General features: G+C 34.9%; 18 protein-coding genes. 14 read left to right on the top strand and 4 right to left on the bottom strand.

The features are described 5' to 3' along the window. Positions 1 to 219: 219 nt before the first annotated feature. Positions 220 to 2,085: a 7TM-DISM domain-containing protein gene (locus EGI24_RS00535; protein WP_255046203.1), complete on the bottom strand. Its 1,866-nt coding sequence runs from the start codon at positions 2,083 to 2,085 to the stop codon at positions 220 to 222. Between the two features lie 250 nt (positions 2,086 to 2,335). Here EGI24_RS00535 and EGI24_RS00530 point away from each other — a divergent pair, with 250 nt between their 5' ends. The 5 genes from EGI24_RS00530 to EGI24_RS00510 all read left to right on the top strand — a co-directional run bounded on the left by EGI24_RS00530 (position 2,336) and on the right by EGI24_RS00510 (position 6,782). Further along, positions 2,336 to 4,021, top strand: a complete 1,686-nt coding sequence (locus tag EGI24_RS00530) for a C1 family peptidase (protein ID WP_255046201.1) — start codon at positions 2,336 to 2,338, stop codon at positions 4,019 to 4,021. Continuing rightward, a complete protein-coding gene (locus EGI24_RS00525; RefSeq protein WP_255046200.1) occupies positions 4,002 to 4,937 on the top strand; it encodes a pentapeptide repeat-containing protein in 936 nt (311 codons plus the stop codon). The genes EGI24_RS00530 and EGI24_RS00525 overlap by 20 nt, the downstream gene beginning before the upstream one ends. 162 nt (positions 4,938 to 5,099) lie before the next feature. Beyond that, entirely contained in the window at positions 5,100 to 5,930 is an 831-nt protein-coding gene (locus tag EGI24_RS00520; protein ID WP_255046199.1) for an RHS repeat domain-containing protein, read from the top strand. 15 nt (positions 5,931 to 5,945) lie between these two features. Then, entirely contained in the window at positions 5,946 to 6,095 is a 150-nt protein-coding gene (locus EGI24_RS00515) for a hypothetical protein (RefSeq protein ID WP_255046198.1), read from the top strand. Between the two features lie 51 nt (positions 6,096 to 6,146). After that, entirely contained in the window at positions 6,147 to 6,782 is a 636-nt protein-coding gene (locus EGI24_RS00510; protein ID WP_255046197.1) for a response regulator transcription factor, read from the top strand. A gap of 206 nt (positions 6,783 to 6,988) precedes the next feature. On the opposite strand, the gene EGI24_RS00505 is transcribed toward EGI24_RS00510, so the two are convergent. After that, complete coding sequence (locus EGI24_RS00505; protein ID WP_255046196.1) at positions 6,989 to 8,839, bottom strand: 7TM diverse intracellular signaling domain-containing protein; 1,851 nt, start codon at positions 8,837 to 8,839, stop codon at positions 6,989 to 6,991. Between the two features lie 150 nt (positions 8,840 to 8,989). Here EGI24_RS00505 and EGI24_RS00500 point away from each other — a divergent pair, with 150 nt between their 5' ends. The 4 genes from EGI24_RS00500 to EGI24_RS00485 all read left to right on the top strand — a co-directional run bounded on the left by EGI24_RS00500 (position 8,990) and on the right by EGI24_RS00485 (position 12,332). After that, a complete protein-coding gene (locus EGI24_RS00500) occupies positions 8,990 to 9,565 on the top strand; it encodes a collagen-like protein (protein WP_255046194.1) in 576 nt (191 codons plus the stop codon). A gap of 189 nt (positions 9,566 to 9,754) precedes the next feature. Further along, entirely contained in the window at positions 9,755 to 10,585 is an 831-nt protein-coding gene (locus tag EGI24_RS00495) for a hypothetical protein (RefSeq protein WP_255046193.1), read from the top strand. A gap of 15 nt (positions 10,586 to 10,600) precedes the next feature. After that, complete coding sequence (locus tag EGI24_RS00490; protein WP_255046192.1) at positions 10,601 to 10,753, top strand: hypothetical protein; 153 nt, start codon at positions 10,601 to 10,603, stop codon at positions 10,751 to 10,753. A gap of 190 nt (positions 10,754 to 10,943) precedes the next feature. Continuing rightward, positions 10,944 to 12,332 (top strand): sialidase family protein, encoded by a 1,389-nt coding sequence (locus EGI24_RS00485; protein ID WP_255046191.1) that lies wholly within the window; start codon positions 10,944 to 10,946, stop codon positions 12,330 to 12,332. A gap of 112 nt (positions 12,333 to 12,444) precedes the next feature. Here the strand turns inward: EGI24_RS00485 and EGI24_RS00480 are convergent, their stop codons facing one another. Both EGI24_RS00480 and EGI24_RS00475 read right to left on the bottom strand, forming a co-directional pair. After that, positions 12,445 to 13,095: a response regulator transcription factor gene (locus EGI24_RS00480; RefSeq protein WP_255046190.1), complete on the bottom strand. Its 651-nt coding sequence runs from the start codon at positions 13,093 to 13,095 to the stop codon at positions 12,445 to 12,447. Then, a complete protein-coding gene (locus EGI24_RS00475) occupies positions 13,070 to 14,875 on the bottom strand; it encodes a 7TM diverse intracellular signaling domain-containing protein (protein ID WP_255046189.1) in 1,806 nt (601 codons plus the stop codon). Before EGI24_RS00475 ends, EGI24_RS00480 begins: the two co-directional genes overlap by 26 nt. Positions 14,876 to 14,998: 123 nt before the next feature. On the opposite strand from EGI24_RS00475, the gene EGI24_RS00470 reads away from it, so the two are divergent. The 5 genes from EGI24_RS00470 to EGI24_RS00450 all read left to right on the top strand — a co-directional run bounded on the left by EGI24_RS00470 (position 14,999) and on the right by EGI24_RS00450 (position 20,503). Further along, on the top strand, positions 14,999 to 16,486 hold the full coding sequence (locus tag EGI24_RS00470) for a hypothetical protein (RefSeq protein ID WP_255046188.1): 1,488 nt from the start codon (positions 14,999 to 15,001) through the stop codon (positions 16,484 to 16,486). Between the two features lie 9 nt (positions 16,487 to 16,495). Then, a complete protein-coding gene (locus EGI24_RS00465; protein WP_255046187.1) occupies positions 16,496 to 17,977 on the top strand; it encodes a hypothetical protein in 1,482 nt (493 codons plus the stop codon). Further along, positions 17,974 to 19,488 (top strand): apolipoprotein N-acyltransferase, encoded by a 1,515-nt coding sequence (gene lnt / locus EGI24_RS00460; protein WP_255046186.1) that lies wholly within the window; start codon positions 17,974 to 17,976, stop codon positions 19,486 to 19,488. Before EGI24_RS00465 ends, lnt begins: the two co-directional genes overlap by 4 nt. Before the next feature lie 71 nt (positions 19,489 to 19,559). Further along, the gene (locus EGI24_RS00455) at positions 19,560 to 19,871 is read left to right on the top strand and encodes a LytTR family DNA-binding domain-containing protein (RefSeq protein ID WP_255046185.1); all 312 of its coding nucleotides are present in this window, start codon (positions 19,560 to 19,562) and stop codon (positions 19,869 to 19,871) included. Positions 19,872 to 19,882: 11 nt separating this feature from the next. Beyond that, positions 19,883 to 20,503 (top strand): SlyX family protein, encoded by a 621-nt coding sequence (locus tag EGI24_RS00450; protein ID WP_255046184.1) that lies wholly within the window; start codon positions 19,883 to 19,885, stop codon positions 20,501 to 20,503. Positions 20,504 to 20,552: the final 49 nt, after the last annotated feature.

Below are 20,552 nucleotides of genomic sequence, written 5' to 3'. Positions count from 1 at the left end.
ATTTGCCCTATTTTATACAAACCTTATTTTGAAATACATATTTAAAAAAACATTAATAGATAAATCTAGAATTAAGTTTAGCGATGAATCGGCACATTAAAAATGATTTTTTTGCAGAATTTCCATGCAGAATCCAACATTTTTTTGAACACATAAATGTTGTTTATAAAACAAATAAAGGGTTTTTAGTCTAGAAACCTTAACATTGAAGAGCTGTTTTCACGATTTACCAAGGTGTATTATTTTATGCGAAATGCCATTTAAAGGTTTTTTGGTTATTTCTATTTGAGCATTCATTAAAGCTACTCTTGAATTAATACTTTCTAAACCCAAACCATCTTTTTTTAGGGCCTTTTCAAAATCATAACCTATACCATTGTCGGAGACTTTTAGCTCGGTTTGGTTGTTTTCCTTCATTAGTTCCACATCAATTATGGAAGCATTAGAATGCCTTAAGGCGTTATTTATTAATTCTTTAGCGATAAAGTATAAGTTTTGTGATAATTTATCATCGAGTTTATCGGTGACATTGGTCGTAAAATTTATCTCAATATTGGCGTTTAGTTTTTGTAGACTATAAACTAAGTTTTCTAAGACAATCGCAATGCCGTTTTTTTTCAAATCTGGAGGCATAATATTGTGTGAAAAACTCCGGACATTGCTTGCCACGTTGTCGAGGTTGGCAATAGTTTCATAAAACTCCTTGACTTTGATTCCTTTTTTTTCAAAGTCCATATTCAGGGCTTCTAGTTTCATTTTTATAATCGAGATGTCAATTCCCAAACCGTCGTGCAATTCTTTGGCCAGTCTGCTACGCTCTTGATTTTGCAGTTCTAGCCCTTTTTCATAAACCAATAGCTGATTTTGTTTTTTTTCTTCTACCAATTTTTCCTTTTCGACCCGTAGCATTTTATAACGATAGCCTAATCCAAGAGCCAATATTAGAACGTCAAAAATATAAGCCAGCATGGCACCTTCAATTTCGAGAAACCAATAATTAGGGATTAAATTGTAATGCCTTAAATTTGTTAAAACCGTAAAGAGTACCAATGGTAAAGCACCAATCATATAGAATTTGCTGGCTAACACGTCAATTTTTTTAAAATAACTATAAAAAACTAAGTAAAAACTAAATAAAGCCGGGGTGATAAATGCAAAAGGATAAAGTAGAGCTGCTTTATCAGAAATAATAATATGGTGCTCACTTGAATACTTTTCAAACCATAATAGCGATATGGCTAAAAAACATAGAAGAATGCAAAATCTATAAATCTGAAGAAGCCAAAACGTAAGTTTATAATTCGGAAATACATACGCTCTAACATAAAGTAGCGTAAACAGAATATTTAAATTCATTAAGAGTTGACGAAAGTTTTTCTTATAGAAGCCCAAAAAACCATCATTGTAGTATTCGAAAAAAAACCCTCTGTCTATTAAAGAATACAATAATGCCATTGTCACATAAAGAGCATACAATAGATAAAGCCTCTTGCCCAAACTAAGAAAAAGGATCATTCCAAATGAAGAAGCTAAAAGCAAAATTCCTCCAAAACCACCCCAGATAAATTTACGATTGATCTCGTTTTGGTAAAAATCGCCTTCGTCCCAAACTTTAATAGGAGGTATTAAAGAAATGTATCTACGGAAAATTCGAAGATAAACCGTTTGTGAGCTTTTGGCATCAATTGTAATGGGAAAGACCGGATTATAATGCTTAAAAACTCGATTTTCATAAGGATATTTCCAACCAATCGTATCAGACTTGAAGATTACCTTTCCATTTTGAATAATAAATAGATTTACTTCTTCTAAAAAAGCATAATCTACTTCTAGCAATTTCTTTTGAGATATCGTGTCATTATTACTTATAGAGATTTTGAGCCAATGGGGTTTATTTTCATGTCCATAGCTAAGTCGCTTATTTTCAAAAACTAAAAACGCTTTACTTTTTGATTCAAGGCTATCAATGTTAAAATTGGAGTTCGAATCTTTTAAATAAAAAACAGGAATGTTTTGACTTTTTTGAGCAAAAAGAGGCTGCAAAGTAAAAAAAAGTAATACTACTATTGAGGTGAAAGATTTCATTATAAAATGGCTGGTATGGTAATAGATATAATTATTGAAATAGATAGTAAACCTACCTTTCTTAAATTATCTCTCACAAAAAACCAAATTTACACATTCGATGCTCTACTTATCTACACCTTTTGTGGTATTTTTTAAAATACTGCTTTTGGTTGATTTATAGGGTTTTAATTTTTAAGAGTTTTGCAAATGATAATTAAAACAATGTTCGTAAAATGTTTAAAAATAGCCATTTATAAATATTAATCTAATGAAAAAACCCTCGATTTTAATTGCCTTTTTTATGGTGAACATGATTTTCATGTCTTCGTGTAAGTTAGCCGAAACTATTTCGCCGACGGATCAGGCTGATGACGACAAACCAGCTTTTGGATTTGGATGGCTTGGAAACGAAAACCTTGGAAAGGTGCCCAACAATGTAAAGTTTGGCTTTGCTTCAAATACAAATTTACCAACCTCTTTTGATTTGTCTGAGCTACTTCCGCCTGTGGCAAGTCAGGGAAGTTATGGAACTTGTATTTCTTGGGCAGCAGGCTATTATGGAAAGACTGCTACTGAAGCCCTATCTTTCGGGTACAAAGCATCAGATTTGTCTAAGGCAACCAATCAAATAAGTGCCAAAGATTTGTTTACCTCATTACCCGAAGGCAACTCTAAAGGGGCCGATTGTAATGGAAGTTCATATTTGATAAACATGGAAATGCTACAGTTCAGAGGAGCTGCCACCATGGCAACAGTTCCTTATTCCAATCTGGGGTCTTGTTTGTCGTCTTCCATACAATCCTCATGGACGACCGAAGCAGGAAAGCATAAAATTAAAAACTATAGAATTATTGATGATGACGTGTTTTCTATAAAACAACAAATAGCCAATAGAATTCCAGTAATCGCGGGCTTTCGACTTTCTGATAATTTCATGTCTTGGAATTCGGCAAATGTTTATTCATCGCAAACTACTTTTAATTCGGTTGGTCAACATGCCTATCATGGCATGGCCATTGTTGGATATGACGACAAAAAAGGCGTAAACGGAGCATTTAAGGTAGTAAATTCTTGGGGAAGCAATTGGGGGAATAATGGTTTTATTTGGGTTGATTATAACTTTTTTATAAACACATTTTTACAAAGAGATTCTAATGGCAATGGTGTTTTACTTACCATGAGCGATGCTGCCATAAAAAATACAGAAGTTAGCAACCCTCCACCAGTAAATAATTCACAACTTACTGGCGTAGAGTTAGTTTCATGGGTTGATGAAGACATTTCTACTTTTTCAACAACCAAAAATCCTGCCTCAAGAAAATTGTTATTTAATTTTTATAATGATGGCACACAACCAGCTCGTGTTAACAAGCCGTGGAATGCATTCTACATATACTATAATGCCTACAATGCCAATGACTATGGGATAATTTTCAATTATAATTTTACAAATCAGAATGTGGCCGAAAATAAATTTGTTTGCAGCGAAAAATCATGCGATTTGAATGTAACGATTCCCCCCAACGGTGATTTTGCAAACATGCTTTTTGGCACAGAGAATATCCAAGTGGAATATACATTGCCTTCAACCTTAAACGGCAACTACTATTTGATATTAATTGCTGACGGCAGCGATATTTTTAAAGAGTATGACGAGGACGATAACTTTTTTTATACCACAGAAAACCCGATTTTATTTAAAAATGGTCAAGGGGCTCGTATGAGCACCAACGGCTCCGATTTTTCTTTTAGAAACAACACAAAATATAGTAAACAAAGCGAGCAAAAATTAAAATTTCGCACAGCTACTAACGAGATCAACCCCAACGCCTACTCCACAGACGAAATTTTTGGTATGATCAAAAGCCATAAACTAAATGGTGATTTTCAAAAGAAAGTAGACGCATTTAACAAGGCAAAAATGGACCCAAGCAATGACATTAATCCAAAATAGTACCAAGGTTTTTTGTGGAATATTTATAGTTTTATTTTTGAGTAAAAGCACTGTTATAGCTCAAGAGCTTCGAGTAGTAAAAGCAGAAAGCATCATAAAATTAATACGAAAGAACAAGCCCGTTTCTTTTCAAAATGTAACTATAGAAGGAGACCTTGATTTTACAAAACTTCAGGCGTTTGAGGAATCAAACTTGCTGAGTAGAGTAAAAATCTCTAGTCCCTTATATTTTCAGAATTGTGAGTTCAAAGGTAAAATAAAAGGATACAACGAAGGCAAAAATAAGGTTATCCTTTCGAATTTTGAAACAAATTTGAGCTTTCATAATTGTACTTTTTATGGTGATATATTGCTCAATGGGGCCATTGTGGGCACTTCTTTGGCATTCGCGGAAAGTAGATTACATGGTGAACTACACTTAGAAAACGCAGTGATCGGACATGATGCAAATTTTTCAAATGTCATTTTCGGACGGAAAGTGTTTTTTCAAAATGCAGTTTTTAGAAAAAATGCCTATTTCAATAAATCAATTTTTAACGAAATTGGATATTTTCAATCCTGTAAGTGGGAAGGAGAAGCGATATTTCGTGAAGCAGAATTTCGAGAAAATATCGACTTTTCCCTTCAAAAAACGTTCTCGCCTATGAGCTTTAATTTTAGCCGCTTCAAAAAGGGCGTCTTTTTTGATGGAAGTAAATTCGGAGATGACTTTGAGATGGACAATGTTTCGGTGGAAAGAATACTTCTTTCTGGTTGCCAGTTTTGGCAAAAGCTCAACTTTGAATCTTTAAATTCTAAAGAAATTCATTTTACGGATGCTATTTTCTACACTGTTGTTCCTGATTTTTCGAAAATATTGAATGCAGAAACCGTCTTAGAAAAAACAGGGATACGTTACTTCAATACAGTAAAGTAGCCTAAAGCCTGACACAGAACGAATCGATATTTTATACTAAAAACCTCAGTTCTTCTATACACTACACCTTTTGTGGTATTTATAAATATACACTTTTAGGTTGATTTATGACTTTATCAAAATATAGAACTTTGTAATATAAATCAAAACAAGATTATTACCATGAAAAAAACACTATTTGTCCTGATAATGATAGCATTATCAATCTCTTGTAAAAAGCCTGACGCGGATGCAGAACCGGTTGAAACAAACTGCCTCATTCAAAAAATTTCCTATGATGACGGCACTTATGAAGTCTATAAATTCGATGCCAACAACCGCCTAACTTCGACGATTCTTACTTATGAAGACAATGGAAAAATCGTTGAAGTGCCATTAAAATATGAGTATAATGCAGCAGGGAATTTGCTAAAAACCACTAGTGAAGACGGATATACAGATGATTATATTTATGATGCCAATGGCTTGTTGACAAGGGTTGATTTTAAAGACCCAAAAGGACAACTTACGGAGCAGTTTACGGTAACCATGGATGCTCAAAAACGAATAACAAAATTTGTTCAAAAAAGAGATGGTGTGGTAGCGGTTTTTGAATATAATGGACCTAACGGTGTATTCTCGAAAAGTGAAGCAACTTTGGAAGGGAAGATCTTAGACCAATATATAGTGAATAGTTATGAAACAGACGCAACAAAGAAATCTTATGAAATCATGATTAAAGGACATCCTTTTGACCCTTCTTACTTTACTAGTGATCTCATTTATTCAACCCCATTTAATTTTAACCCTAAAACTTCTTTAGCAACAGCAGGAAAAGTATCCACTCAGCTTGATGAAAATTGGTCTGATTTTACCAACAAATTGCGTGTTTATTATGACTTCAAGGCTACCCGAAAGTATAATTCCAATAATTTCACTATAGAACGAGCCTCTGTAGATGCCATAGAAAAACAGACCTATATCAAAACATACGCTTACTCAAACTGTAACTAAAAAAATATCAAAAACATGAAAAAGACACTAAGTTTATTAATTTGCATAATGGTTTTTGGTTCAATGGCTATGGCTATACCGCACCCGAAATATAGGAACCAAAAGAACGCAAGAGTAGCCAGCGGAAAAACGCTTCCTCCAAAACCAGAAGTTAGAAAAAGATAAGTCAAGGTTTTGTTAAATTGTAGTATTATAAATATTCATTAATTAAATAATATGAATCTCCTCATCGCCGACGACCATACTTTATTTATCGAAGGGCTCAGTATGCTCGTTTCGAGAATTGAAGACGTGCACATCGTCGGCGATGCAAAAAATGGCAAGGAAGTAATAGAGCATTGTCAAAATCAGAAAATAGACTTGATTCTGATGGATTTGGAGATGCCGCAAATGGGTGGAATAGAGGCAACCGAAATTATCAAAAGAGACTTTCCGAACATAAAAATCGTGGCTGTAACAATGCTGAATGATTATAACACCATAAAAAAAGCTTTGAGGAGTGGCATGGATGGCTATGTGGTGAAAAATCTCGGAATTTCGGAATTACAAAATGCGATTGAAACGGTCATGAATGGTCAGATTTATATGAGTCCCGAAATCACTACAATCTTGGCATTGGGTGTGGCAGGGAGAAAACCCAATCAGGCTTATGTGCCCGATTTAACCAAGCGAGAAAAGGAAGTCATAAAACTAATTATTGATGGCCTTACCAATGAGTTGATAGCCGAAAGGTTATTTCTTAGTCCGCTTACTGTGAGTACACACCGTAAGAATGTTTTGTCAAAACTTAACCTCAAAAACACTGCAATGCTTGTAAAATATTGTGGTGATTATCCTGAGATATTATTTTGAAAAATAATCATAAAAGTAGCGTTTTATATTTTGCAAAAATTTAAGACTGAAATTCTATTTTACCATTTTCTTGAAAAATTTCTTAGCATAATAAATTTAATATGCTTCTTAAAAATAATTTATGTTTGAATAAATAATTGTAAAATTTCGTTTTTAGGTGAGTAGAATTACAAAATGGAAAGGATACTGGTAATGTAAAAAAACCGCTATTTTGGAATAATAATTTGATGAAAACTACCCATAGGCTTTTTTGCGATTACTTCAAAAGTCCCATTTAATAGTTCGACTCTGGATTGAATACTTCTTAGACCAAGTCCTCCTTTTTTTATTGCTGAATTGAAATCATATTGCTTGCCATTATCTGAGACACACAGTTCGAATCGCGATGGATAATCCATTAGCTCAATGTCTATTATTGATGAACTTGCATGATTGATGGCATTATTCATAAGCTCTTTGGCGATAAAAAACAAATGGTGTGATATTTCAATTGGTATTTTAGTTTTTATGTTGGTTGTAAAATTTATTTCAACTGCTCGGATCACTTTTTGCAGGTTATGAATTAAATTTTGTAAAACATGCACTAAACCATTGTTTTCTAAATCAGGAGGGACAAGATTATGTGAAAAATTTCTGATTTCGGTTACGACATTATCAATGCTTTTTATGGTATCTTCAATTTCATGTGTTTCAGTGGTTTGGCCTTTCTTTAGTAAATCTAAATTTATAGCCTCTAATTTCATTTTAATTATAGAAATATCTATTCCGACTCCATCATGCAGTTCTTTTGCCATTCTATTTCTCTCTTGATTTTGAAATTTAGTCCCGGTCTCTAGTACTATTTGTTGATGTTTATTGCGTTCAAGTAAAAGATTTTTACGATCATCAGAATACATTTTAAATCTAATTGCTAACCACCAGCAAAGTACAAGTATCTCAAAAATTATTGCGGGTATTAAAATATAACTTCTTTGTGCTGACGATTCAACCGGCAATACTGTGATGTTTCCTAACATTTGTGAAATTCCGACCAAAAAAAGGGGCATCCCCGCTATTAAATACAAATAGGCAGTTTTTCGTTCTAAATTTTTAATAATAGCGTAAAAAATCACAAAAAATCCGAAAGTGATAGACACAAAAAACCAAGCAAAGAAAACCCAAATAAATACTTTTTTGGTCGTAATTAAATCCATTATTGATTCAGGGGTAGCCAATAGTAGCACATAAATACAGCCTACAGAAATCAAAAAAGAGAGTACTTTAGAGAATATTTTGGGTTGTAGTTCTTTTATTTTGAGATAAGATTTAACGAATAAAATACTTGAAATAATCAATAAGGTCATTGAAAAATAATATACACTTCTACCCGAAATACTTAACAGACCGTTCATATATAAGCTTGAATGTACGCCCTCGCTGCTATCGAGATTGAAAATCTGACAAAACACATAGAGTGAATAGAATAAATAGACCTTTTCTTTTACCAAAGAATAAAGAAATAAATTCAAGAATATGACCACAAAGCCCATTCCAAGAAACCACCCCCAAAACTCACTTTTTTTGGTCATTTCTTTGTAGTGATCTTTTTCTATTTCGACTTGAAGAGGTATTCTTACCGTGCCATGAGTCTTTAATATTTTTGCATAGATTTCAATCGTTTCCAATCCTTTTATGCTAAAAATAAAAGAATTATTTGGATTGGGAGATTTTTTGTTTTTTAAAACAGCCCACCAACCCATTTTTTCAGATTTGGAGAGCATAGTCTTATTTTTTACTACAAAGTATTGTACTGAATCCATGATTGGAACCAAAATTTGTGCATAAAGATTTTGTGGATCTTTAGAGGTATTTTTAACAGACATCTTAGTCCAAACAGGAAAACAATTTATACCTACACTAGGAATGTTGTTTCTTGCTTTTTTAAATTGTTGGTTGCCTGTTATATCTTTTAGTTCCTTACTTGATGTAGTATCAATATAAAAGTACACTTCACTTTTTCTGAGTTGAGCTTTAGAAACTATGGAAATCAAAAGAAAAAGTAGAAGTGTTTTTCTCATCACAAAAGAATAATAAATTCCCAAAAATACCCTTTTCTCATCACAAAAAAACTACACCTTTTATAGTAGTTTTTAATATACCCTTTTAAGATGATTTTCTGTATTATGTATTAATAGATATTTGCGAAATAAATCAAATCATTTAATACCATGAAAAAAATCATCTATCTATTTTCTATTCTTGCTATTAGTTTTTTAAATTCTTGTGAAGGCCCACAAGGTGAGCCAGGTCCGGCCGGACCAGCTGGGTCTACGGGTGCCCCGGGGCAAACAGGTGCGAAAGGCGATGCTGGAACTGTCAACATTCAATCAACTGCTTGGATAAAAGTAACAAAAGAACTTTTTGCAAGTTCTTACTCAACTGAGGATGGTTTATTTTCAACAAACATAGGTATCAACGGTACCGCAATCGATAATATTACCCAAAAAACACTTGATGAAGGTATAGTGTTGGCGTATAACCGTGTTTTTGGCTCACCTTCTGAAGTATGGTTGGTCCCTTTTGATTACTACCATGATAGCAACCACATAACATATTCGCTAAGGCTACAACCTAAAAAGGCTATCATTGACATCAATTTTTCGAAAGCAATAGACCCTCAAACGTATTTTGTAGATGAGGAATTCCGTATAGTTGTAATTCCTCCAGCCTCGGGTGCAAGATTACGCAGTATAAACTTCAAAGATTACAATGAAGTAAAAAGAGCCTTTAATTTAAAAGACTAAAAAATTTCTCCCCAAAACAAAATATACCTCTTACTTTTTGTGAGAGGTTTTTTTGCTTTTACAGAATAAAACATATTTCCACAGCAATGAAACTACACCTTTTGTGGTAGTTGTTAATATACTCTTTTTGGTTGATTTTCAGCATTATACAAAGTACGAAATTTGCAAAAGAATATTAAATTAAAAACCATGAAAAAACTCTATTTGCTTTTAATCATTGCCACCCTAACTATTTCTTGTGAAAAACCAGAGGAGGAAGTGGCACAAGTCGAAACTGTATGCCAAATACAAAAAATTTCTTATGATACTGGTGGATATTACGAAATCTTCAAATTTGACGCCAATCAAAGGTTGGTTGAGACTACTTTTAATTATGATGATGAGGGAAAACTAGTGGATTTGGTTTCTACCCATGAATACAACGCTACTGGAAATTTAATTAAGACAACTGATAATTTTGGTTGGAGCCAAAACTGGTTCTATGATGCAAACGGAGCTCCATCAAGAATGGATTTTAAAGATGATAAAGGAGAACTTTACGACCAGTTTACGTTCACAACAGATGCTCAGAAACGCATAACAAAACTTGTTGTAAAATCAGACGGGACAACCTCCACTTACGAATACAATGGTCCAAATGGTTTGCTTTCAAAAAGCGAGGTAGTGTGGGAAGGCAAGGTTATTGATCGCTTCGTAATAAATAGTTATGAACAAGACAAAAACAAGAAATCTTATAGAATGGCATTTAAAGGACATGTATTTGATCCCGCACAATCTACTTATAATATGATTTATAGCGACCCATTGAATGTCAGTAACGATGTTTTTTCTACCTCTGGTACATTATCCACTCAGTATAATGAAGATTGGTCGGAATTAACTGACAAAACACGCATCTATTATGATTACAAAGCAACCCGAAAGTACAACTCGAATAATTTTGTAATTGAGCGAACCGACACTGATGCTGTTGAAAAGAAAACCTATTCCAAAACATTTTCTTACTCAAATTGTAACTAAAACTCATTTATAATCATGAAAAAGGCTCTAATTTTCATTCTTTGCAATATCTTTTTAATTTCTACACTTTCTGCTGGACCGCACCCTATTTATAAAAAATATAAAGGTGCCAGAATAGCTAACGGTAAAGCGATTGCCCCTAAGCCACCTCAAAAGATTAGAAGGTAGCACCAGTTAGAACACTTTTTGTCGAAAATAAACTTTCCTAGAGCACTAAGTTTTTACAATTTAGTGCTTTTTTCTTTTGAATTTTTTGGTGAAACTACACCTTTTGTGGTAGTTTTCAATATACCCATTTAAGGTGATTTTCAGTTTTGCTTTTTCATGCAATTTTGTATTGTAAACCAAGCAGTTAATCATGAAAACAAAATTGACAAAAATAGCAGCTTCAATATTTTTAATCTTAGCCTTATCCAGCTGCAAACTTTTGCCTGATGCCATTAAGGCATCAGGTGCAGAGGAGATAAAGCTCTCCCAATTTGAAAAAGCAGGCTACTGTGATTTACTCATAGCCAAAGACGGAACCTACCATGCGGTTTTTCTTGAAAACCTCGATTATGGTAAACCAGTTTTTGTGTATTATAGCTCATCAAGCAATAAAGGCAAATCTTGGTCTGCTCCTGTAACAGTAAGCAACGACGGTACTGGAAATGGGGCCTCTATTCCGAAATTGATTCAAGATGGAAGCGGTACCATTTACGCTATTTGGAAACGCTTTGGAAGCAGTGATAAGTCACAATATCCAATAGCTGAAACTACGCTAGAAGGTACTGGAGGCTATAATATGGGCACACTTTTCTATGCTGTTTTAAACGGGAGCACTTTTGGCAAGCCCATTATGCTGGCAAGCAATGAACTCATGCAGGTTTCGTGGTTTGCGACACTTGACAATGCGGGCAAGGTACACGTGGTGTGGTCACAAGTCAGTGACGAAACCTTAAAAAACCGCTGGAATACTTATTGGTACTATGCCGATTTAATCACTGAAGCCACATTAAATGGGGGCAGTTTCGGAAACTTTAAAGACTATTCTACTCCAGGCAAACCCAAATATCCAGGTGGGGCACCTCCTAATTTGGGATTTCAAAATCTTAGCGGTTATTATGATAAGCAAAACAAACTACATTTTATTGGTGAATTTGTTGCCGAGTCAGGTGTCAAAACGCTTTTTCTATACAATGGAACAAAGGCTGAAATCGCATATCAATACCCATTGTATAAAGAAGGAAACACATTTAATAATCCAGCGGAACTCCTTTATGATGAAAAAGGAAACGACCACATCATTTTTAGGCCTCCCGCTTCTACTTTAGAAAGCGAGCAAATCTGGGATTACGATGTTGCTACAAGAAAAACTAATGTTTTGGCCTCAATTCAAAAGACAGGAGTCAAAATCCAAAGCTTTCAGGCAGACCAAGGACCAAATGGAGAAATGGCGGTCATGATTCAAGCGGGAGGTTTATCAGAAAGTAATGAGGCTTTTGGGTTTTTTTACAAAAATGGCAAATGGCTTACAAAGGGGCTTTCACAAAATGCCTCTAAAGATACTTTCGCAAGCTCTGGCCTTTTTTATTATGATGGGTATATTACAGCAATTACATCGAGTGAAAGAAGCCTTACTAATTTTATTGATGTAGCATGGGACGCCTCTGGCAATAAAAGTATGGTAATGACCGTCTCTGTTTATTTTGTGGGTCAAGGATTCAGCACGAGCAGCCCATCGGTGTATTTTTCGAAAATAGATTAGTCATGAAAAATTTTTAGCGAAAATTAACAATAAATACTTACAAAATTGAGAGCATACTATATAACTATAATTAAGGCATTTACCCAATTTGTGAAAGGAGAAGACTTGTTAATTAAAGATTATTCTCCATAGCAAATCTTATCAAATCAGCCGTAGTTTCGGTTTTGAGCTTGAAATGAATGTTGCGGCGGTGGGTTTTTACGGTCATAAGGCTCAATGACGTCAAGTCGGCAATGGCTTGTGAACTATGACCTTTCCTGATTAGACGAAGTATCTCTAATTCTCTGGGAGTTAATAAATAACGCTTTTGAAATTCGTCGCCTGCAAATGCCTGTACTGAAGATACGGGAGACAATTTACCGTCAAAAACTGTTTCCCCTTCCATAATTCTAAATATGGCCGAAAGCAATTCGTTCTTGGTGGAATTTTTTAGGAGATAACCCTCTACACCTATTTTTTGAAATTCTCTGACCAACTGACTTTCGTCGTACATGGTCAATACCATAATCTTAATTTTGGGAAAATTAGCTTTTATTTTTTCTGCCAAATCTTTTCCGCTAATGTTGGGTAAATTGGCATCAAGTAGAATTAGGTCGGGACTTTTTTGATGTACCGTCGGCAGCACATGGTTTCCGTCATACACTTGTCCTACCACCTGAAATGAGCCTTCGCTTTGGAGCAAACCAGTTATTCCATCGCTAAAAAGATGGTGGTCGTCAACCAATAAAATCTTAATTTTAGGAGGCAGTATAGGGTATTTCAAGGCTAATAAGACTACCTGAAGGACCTGACTCCGTGTTGAGTTTGGCCTTCAGAAATCTTGCCCGTAAATTTATATTTTTGAAACCAATTCCCCAATTTTTTGAAAGGTTTATATCAAACCCATGGCCATTGTCTTCGATGGAGAAATAGAGAAAGTCATCATAAAACAACAGCTGAATGGTAGATGCTGTACCTCCAGAATGCTTTAAGGTGTTGTTTATCAGTTCTTTGACTATTCTATAAATATTAATTTCGCTATCAGGGTGAAGTCTTTTCTCCTGCCCATTCGTGATAAAATCAAACTTTAACTTATTTTGCCTGTTGGCCATTTCTACGGTTTCTTTTATTACAGCCGTAAGTCCCTTTTCAGGAAAAGAAGATGGCATTAGATGGTGCGAAATGAGCCTCAAATCTTCCACGATTTTTTGGGTCAATTTTACAGAGTCTGAAATCTTCCTTCCGTTATTTTCGTTAAATTCGTCCAACTCGCGGTTTAGTACAGAAAGGCTACCACCAAGGTCGTCGTGAAGGTCGCGAGCTAGGTGTTGCCGCTCTTCTTCTTGTGCCAAAAGGATTTTGTGCGTTGTATCCAATCGGTTTTTTTCCAATTCTTTCTCAACCTTTTTTTGGTCATCATTAAATTGGTATAACAACGCCAAACCTAAACCAAGTCCTTCGAGTGTTAGCGGAATGTGGGCATTGTAATAAAAGAAAGTGTTGATTTTTGTAATACCAATTGCTCCTAAAATAACCAGCAGAAAAGTAAGAAAAAGTGGTCCAGAAGCTAATAAATAAAGCAGAACAGCCTTCTTGTTTGAGCGAAAATTGTAAAGAATTGTAAGAATAATCAGGAGCGAAAAATATAAATAAATTATGCTATAAGGCATATGGGTTTGAGAATTAAATATTATAAACCCAACCTGTATAATGCTTAAAAAAATGAAAATGCCGTAGCCTCTAAGTAAGGCTTTGTGATTAATTTTGAAGAATTCGAAAACATATAAAATATGAAATGTTAAATTAAAAACCACCAGCAATGATCCAAATTCGGGTTTTGCAAAAAAATCAGTTTGAGGATTAGAAAATTGATTAACGACTCCATTTACTACCAAAAAATAGAGGGACATCGAAATAAGATAGAGTCCGTAATAAAGATAAATCTTTTTGCGGGAATATCCGAAAAACCCTAGAGAAAGGACCGTTACAAACCATAAACAGCCTACACTAAAAGCGTATTGCAGTAAGTAAGAATCACTTTCTATTTCATATATTTTCCTCTCAAAAATCTTGAGAAATGCCCGACTAGAGTATTTTATTTGGGAATTATGGCAACGTAAAAATAGGGTATATGATTTGTTATTGGAGACTTCAAATTCAAAGGCATGGTACCTGCTCGGAAATGGTTTTTTTACAAAAGGCAGCATCCAGGAAGATGAAAATTGCTCTTTTAGCGAATCATTTTCAAACAAAAAGAATGAAATATCATCCACAAAAATCTGTTGAAACTCAATAACGATAGGCTTCCTGGCCGAAGCTTTCAGTTCAATTTTCAGCCAGTGGTATTGTGAATCTGCTTTGAAGGATGGTACTTCTGCCGATAATTTAAATTGTGTGTTCTGAGAAACATATTCGATTGTTTCATCCTTTTCAGTGTCAAATCTTGAAACATATCCTACCAAGTCTGCAGAACGAAAATTTTCATCCACCTCGAAAACTTTGGGTTTTTGAGCAGAAATATAAAAATGAATCAATAGCAAAATGACAACCTGAACGACTTTCAATATTTATCCGGATTTTAATACAAAGCTATCTCATAAAATTATTTATCAAAATACCTCCAAATAGGTATATGTTAGGAATATGGTCTTATCGACTTTTGTGGATATATTATAGGAAATGTTTTCATGAATTTTATTAGAGCGACAATAGCTATTTCATTATTTTTTTTAAAAACCAATATTCTGTTAGCATCAAGTTCAAAAACTTGTACGCTTACTGGTAGTAACAACATTTGCGTTCAGCCAGGAGATACCAGAGGTGGTAGGATAAAAATACTCTCCAAAACTCCTCAAAAAGATTTAAATCAAATAAAAGAGTTGTTAAACCTGAAAAATCAGACAACCTCTGCTAAATTGATAACGACAGCTATTGAAATTAATCAAACTGATATTCTAAATGCAGCTACTCAGGGAAATTCCTGGGTAAGATTTGATGGAGCCAATGAGTTGATGGTTATGAATATTGGTTCAGCCAATAATAGTGTTGCTCAGACATGGTCACTTCCAGCAGATTTTATGGAGTATTTTGAATATTATTCCCAATATGATTTCCTTTCTCTGGCAAATGCACCAGCTGGTTTAAATATAAGTGGTGCTACACATGTTACCAAATCTTTAGGTCTGGACGAATACGACAATGACATAGATATTTATGATTATTATAATATTGGGTCAACAACCGTAACACACCTAGGGACGTCCTTTGATATGGAAACCGATGTAGATGACACTTTTGATGAACCAGACTTCGAATATATGAAGGTCCCTTTTAAATTGGGAGATGTAATCAACGCTGTAATTCAAAAAAAAGACCCAATTTCTAATCTTAATTTGGTTAAAAAAGAGATTACTTTAACTGTCGACGCATTTGGTACAATAAATATTCCAAGTCAAGGCAATTTTAATTGTCTGAGAGGTTCATATGTAGAGAATTTTTTTACCCGACCAAATGAATCTAGTCCTTTCGTTTTGAAATCCACCAAAAATTCTATTGGATTTTATACCAAACAAGGTCACTTTTTTTATGCAAAGGTGGTAAGTCTTTCCGGCAATAATGCCACATTGGAAGATATTGCTTTTCAGACGATTATGCCTACAGCCATGCTTTCGGCCAGTGGAAAAGTTGAATTAAATAACAATCAACAAGGCGTAAGTATCAATACCAACCAAGCCGATCCTGACTCCTCTGCCATTTTGGATGTTAGCAGTACAAACAAAGGAATTCTTATCCCAAGAATTACTGAAGCCAATCGCCCGTCAAACCCCGCCGAAGGGCTATTGATTTATCAGGTTGACAATACCCCTGGATTTTATTATTTCGATGGAACTGGCTGGCAAATGTTAAGTTCCACATCTCCGGTAGCCACTATTTCCTCTCAAAATGCAAGGATTGGGACATCAATTATTTCTTCAGGTAAAGGGCAGCTCCAAAAAGGCTCCACTTTCATAAAATTTGATAAACCAAGAGATGATTTTGAAGATTTGATCATCAACATCCAGCTCGAAAGCGATTGTAATGGCGTCTATATTTCAAAGAAAACAAGGGAAGGTTTCGAAATAAAAGAATTGAAAAAGGGGAAATCAAAAGCTAAGTTTAACTGGAAAATTGAATAAAATAATATTATGAAGCTGAAAAAAAATTTAATCTTTAAAATTGGGATTGTTTATTTATACTTCCTAATAAATCAAAACACTTTTGCTTCAACTATTAGACATTGTGTTGATGATCCATACAGTGTTCAAAGCTGTTCAAACCAAGAACAGAATAGCAGAATAAAAAACAATGTTAGCAAAATCTCACTCAACTGGGATCTATTAAACATAAAAACTCAGACAAATCATTTGGTGAGTATTAATTCAGCCATTGAAATCACCCAGGCAGATGTAACTCAACTCGCTTCTAATGGTAACTCATGGGTGGTTTTTGGAGGTGGAAATAGTGCCATGAATATGAATATCGGGGTTGCTAATAATATAAGTCCTCAAAACTGGTCTTTACCTACGAATTTTCAGGAATTTTTCGACTATTACACCCAAGATGATTTTATTTCGCCTAGTAGTGTGCCTGTTCCCCTACAATTAGCTGGTGCAACAAATATTACAAAATCAACTTATGTAACCGATACCGACGAAGAGTTTGAGGTTTATGAACACTTTAATATTAATGCCTCAAGCGTTGATCACTTAGGTCGTTCTTTTGATTTTGACATTGATGACGACGCCTTTGATGAACCCGATTATGAGTTTATGGATGTACCGCTCAGTTTAGGCGATGTAATGAACAACACCATTGATCAGTTCGATTATGAAACTGACCAATTACTTTATCGAACTGTTACTACACTCACTATTGATGCCTACGGAACACTTACTATTCCGGGAAATGGAACATATGACTGTCTAAGAGGCACTTATCAATCTCAATTTTATAAAAGACCCAATGAAACCAGTGCATTTGTTTTGCAAAATAGCTCAAATAGTATAGGTTTTATGACTAAGCAGGGTCATTTTTTTCAAGCAAAAATTGTCTCTCAAACTGGTCAAAATGCCATATTAGAAAACCTAAGTTTTAAGGCAATTGTGCCAACCGTCCTGTTAAATGCACCTAGCAACTTAAAACTCAATAATGACAATAAAGGCATTTCAATTAACACCTCTGATGCTGACGCTCATCCTTCTGCTATTTTAGATATTGATAGTGACTCTCTTGGTCTATTGATTCCGAGAATCACCGAAGTTAATCGCCCCGAAGATCCCGCCGAAGGCCTTTTGATTTATCAAGTAAATAATACCCCTGGATTTTATTATTTTGATGGAACAGATTGGCAAATGTTAAGTACGACAACTCCAGTGGCCAGTATCGCTTCTCAAAATGCAAGGATAGGGACTTCAATTACTTTTTCAGGTAAAGGGCAACTCCAAAATGGCTCAACATTTATAAAATTTGATAAATCACGAGATGATTTTGAAGATTTGATTATCAACATCCAGCTAGAAAGCGATTGTAATGGCGTGTATATTTCAAAGAAAACCCGTGAAGGTTTCGAAATAAAAGAATTGAAAAAAGGAAAGTCTAAAGCAAAGTTTAGCTGGGGTATAAAATGAAAAACAAATCTTTGGCCATTATACTTTCCGGAATCCTATGGGGGCTCTCTTACCCCAATTACCCCAATCTTCCAGTTGGAATATTGGCATGGTTTGCCCTTGTACCTTTGTTGTTACTTTTAAAAAACACTTCCACACTCAAGGAATCATTTTTGCTGGTTTTTCCAGTTTTTGTAATCAGTAGTCCAATAGGGTATTGGTGGACAAGCTATTACACTTGGTCCACTTTCTTTATCTGCTTTATAACCCAGTCTCTTTCTTTATATATTCCATTTATCGCCCATTATTTTTTGCAGAAAAAACTGGGTTGGCACAGGGCTCTGATACTTTTTCCGTTCCAATGGACTGCTCTTGACTGGGCCACTCATTTCTTACCTCATAATTTGCAAGTTCATTATGTAGCTTATTCTCAGGCTAATATGCCTTATGTTATTCAATATGCAGATTTTACCGGCATGTGGGGCATTTGTTTCTGGGTCATTGCACTCAATGTCTTCATCACTTTTGGAATAAATTATCGCTCAAAAAAACATTTCGTATTTTCCGCAATCTGGATATTTCTGGCAGTAAGTTATTCAGTGTGGGTGATGAAAATTAACCCAAAGTCAGTTTTGGGTACTAGCAATCAAAAAACCAAAGTTTCGCTGATACAGACCAACATTGACAGTTACGCAGATGGCGATACCTCGGTTGTCACCAAAACCTTAGACCAAGTGGTGAGCCTTTCAGATTCAGCTGTTAAAACTCAAATTCCAGATTTGCTGATTTTACCTGAGGCAGCTTTCCCATTTTCATTGTTCAAAAACAAAAACTTTCTGGATTATACCCGAAACAATATCCTTAACTGGAACACCAACGTAGCCATTGGTTATGCTGAATTTCAGGATTCTACCAAAGGCTTTAAAAACCTGGCAGTAGTCTTTACTCCGGAGCTGGCCGCTTTTTGGGATTCCTTGCATATTAAGGAAGAAGACGTAAAAGTTTACCAAAAAGAATATGGACTACCATTTATGGAATTTATGCCTTATTGTGCCTCTTGTCCTTCGGTGCGGGAAAGGCAACTTATCAGAGGCAACGAACCTTACACATTTAAGTATGCCGATAAAGATGGAGAAGTGCATCAGGTGGCTTTGAGTATCTGCTGGGAGCAAACCTACCCTGCTAAAATAGCTTCTTTGGTCAAGCAGGGAGCCGATTTTATTGCTTTGATGAACAACGATTCCTGGTTTGGTAAAACTACCGGGGCCAAGTTTCTGAGCAGCTTCACAAAAATAAGAGCCATAGAAAACCGTCGTACCATAGCCCGATGCTCAAACGGTGGTATTTCTGCATTTATTGATCCTTTTGGTAGAGTATATGGCGAGATTCCTTGGTTTACAGAAAATATTACTAGTCAGGAAGTTATTTGTGTTAACAAAAGGAGTTTTTATACCCAATATCCTAATTTCTTTGCTTTGTTTGATGCTGTTGTGTTAATCATCTTAATACTATTTTTTATCCTTAAGAAATAAACCCAACTACCTCCAAAGAGGTATTTTTTGAAGGACTATCTATCAATAATTTTGAATAAAATAAAATAGCCATGAAAATAAATATAGGAAGCAGAACGGAAGTAGAAGCATCCCAAATGTTGTTTTGTGTTTCAGATGCCAACTATACCAAAGTCTTTATGAATGATGGTAAAGTAATCCTGACCTCCACAAATTTGGGGAAAATAGAAGAACGATCAGGTAATTTCAAACACATGGTAAGGCCAAACAGGTCATATCTGGTTAATGTCAATTATGCCAGTTTTATGGAAGACCACCAAAGTATTTTGTTAAAAACCGGTAAACAAATAAGGATTTCGAGAAGAAGAATGCCTTTAATTATGAGTTATTTAAACAATATTTAATAGATTATAAAATGAAGAAATCAGTACTATTTATTCTGTTTTTGGGTGTAGTTGCAAATTCCTGGGCTCAATCAGGTTCTTATTTTGGCAAATATGCCGGTACCGTAGGTTTGAATCAGGCTGAACTGGAAAGAGCCTCGGCCATAGGCTTCAATGCCAAAGTATCAGTAGATGACGGATTGGTTTTGGGAGATACTATGTTGGTAAAAGTGGGCATTGGCATGTCAAATCCAAAGTACAGATTAGACGTAAAAGGGGTTTTCAATACAAGAGTGGCCTACAGTAATCCGGCCTATAAAATCAATGACCGCAATTTTCTAGAACTAGACGAGCAGGGCGAGTTTATTCTGAATTCGTTCAAAATGAAATACCAAAATGTGGGTTTGTGGTCTGACAAGGTATTTGAGAAAAACTACCCGTTGATGTCCCTTTCCAAAGTAGATAAATTTATTCAGCAAAATAAACACTTGCCTGGAGTTCCTTCTGCAGAAGAGGTTGTAAAACAAGGAGTTAAAGTTGACGAAATGGTCTCCAAACTTCTCGAAAAAGTGGAGGAATTGACGCTTTACACCATTCAGCAACAAAAGGAAATTGATGCATTGAAAAGAGAAATGAAAGCCATGAAAAAATGATTCTTATAAAAAAAGAAGAAATTTGGGAATTTGGATTATTTTGAAAAAT

Source organism: Lacihabitans sp. CS3-21 (assembly GCF_024343675.1).
Classification (GTDB): domain Bacteria; phylum Bacteroidota; class Bacteroidia; order Cytophagales; family Spirosomataceae; genus Leadbetterella.
This window is presented reverse-complemented; position numbering and strand designations above follow the sequence as displayed.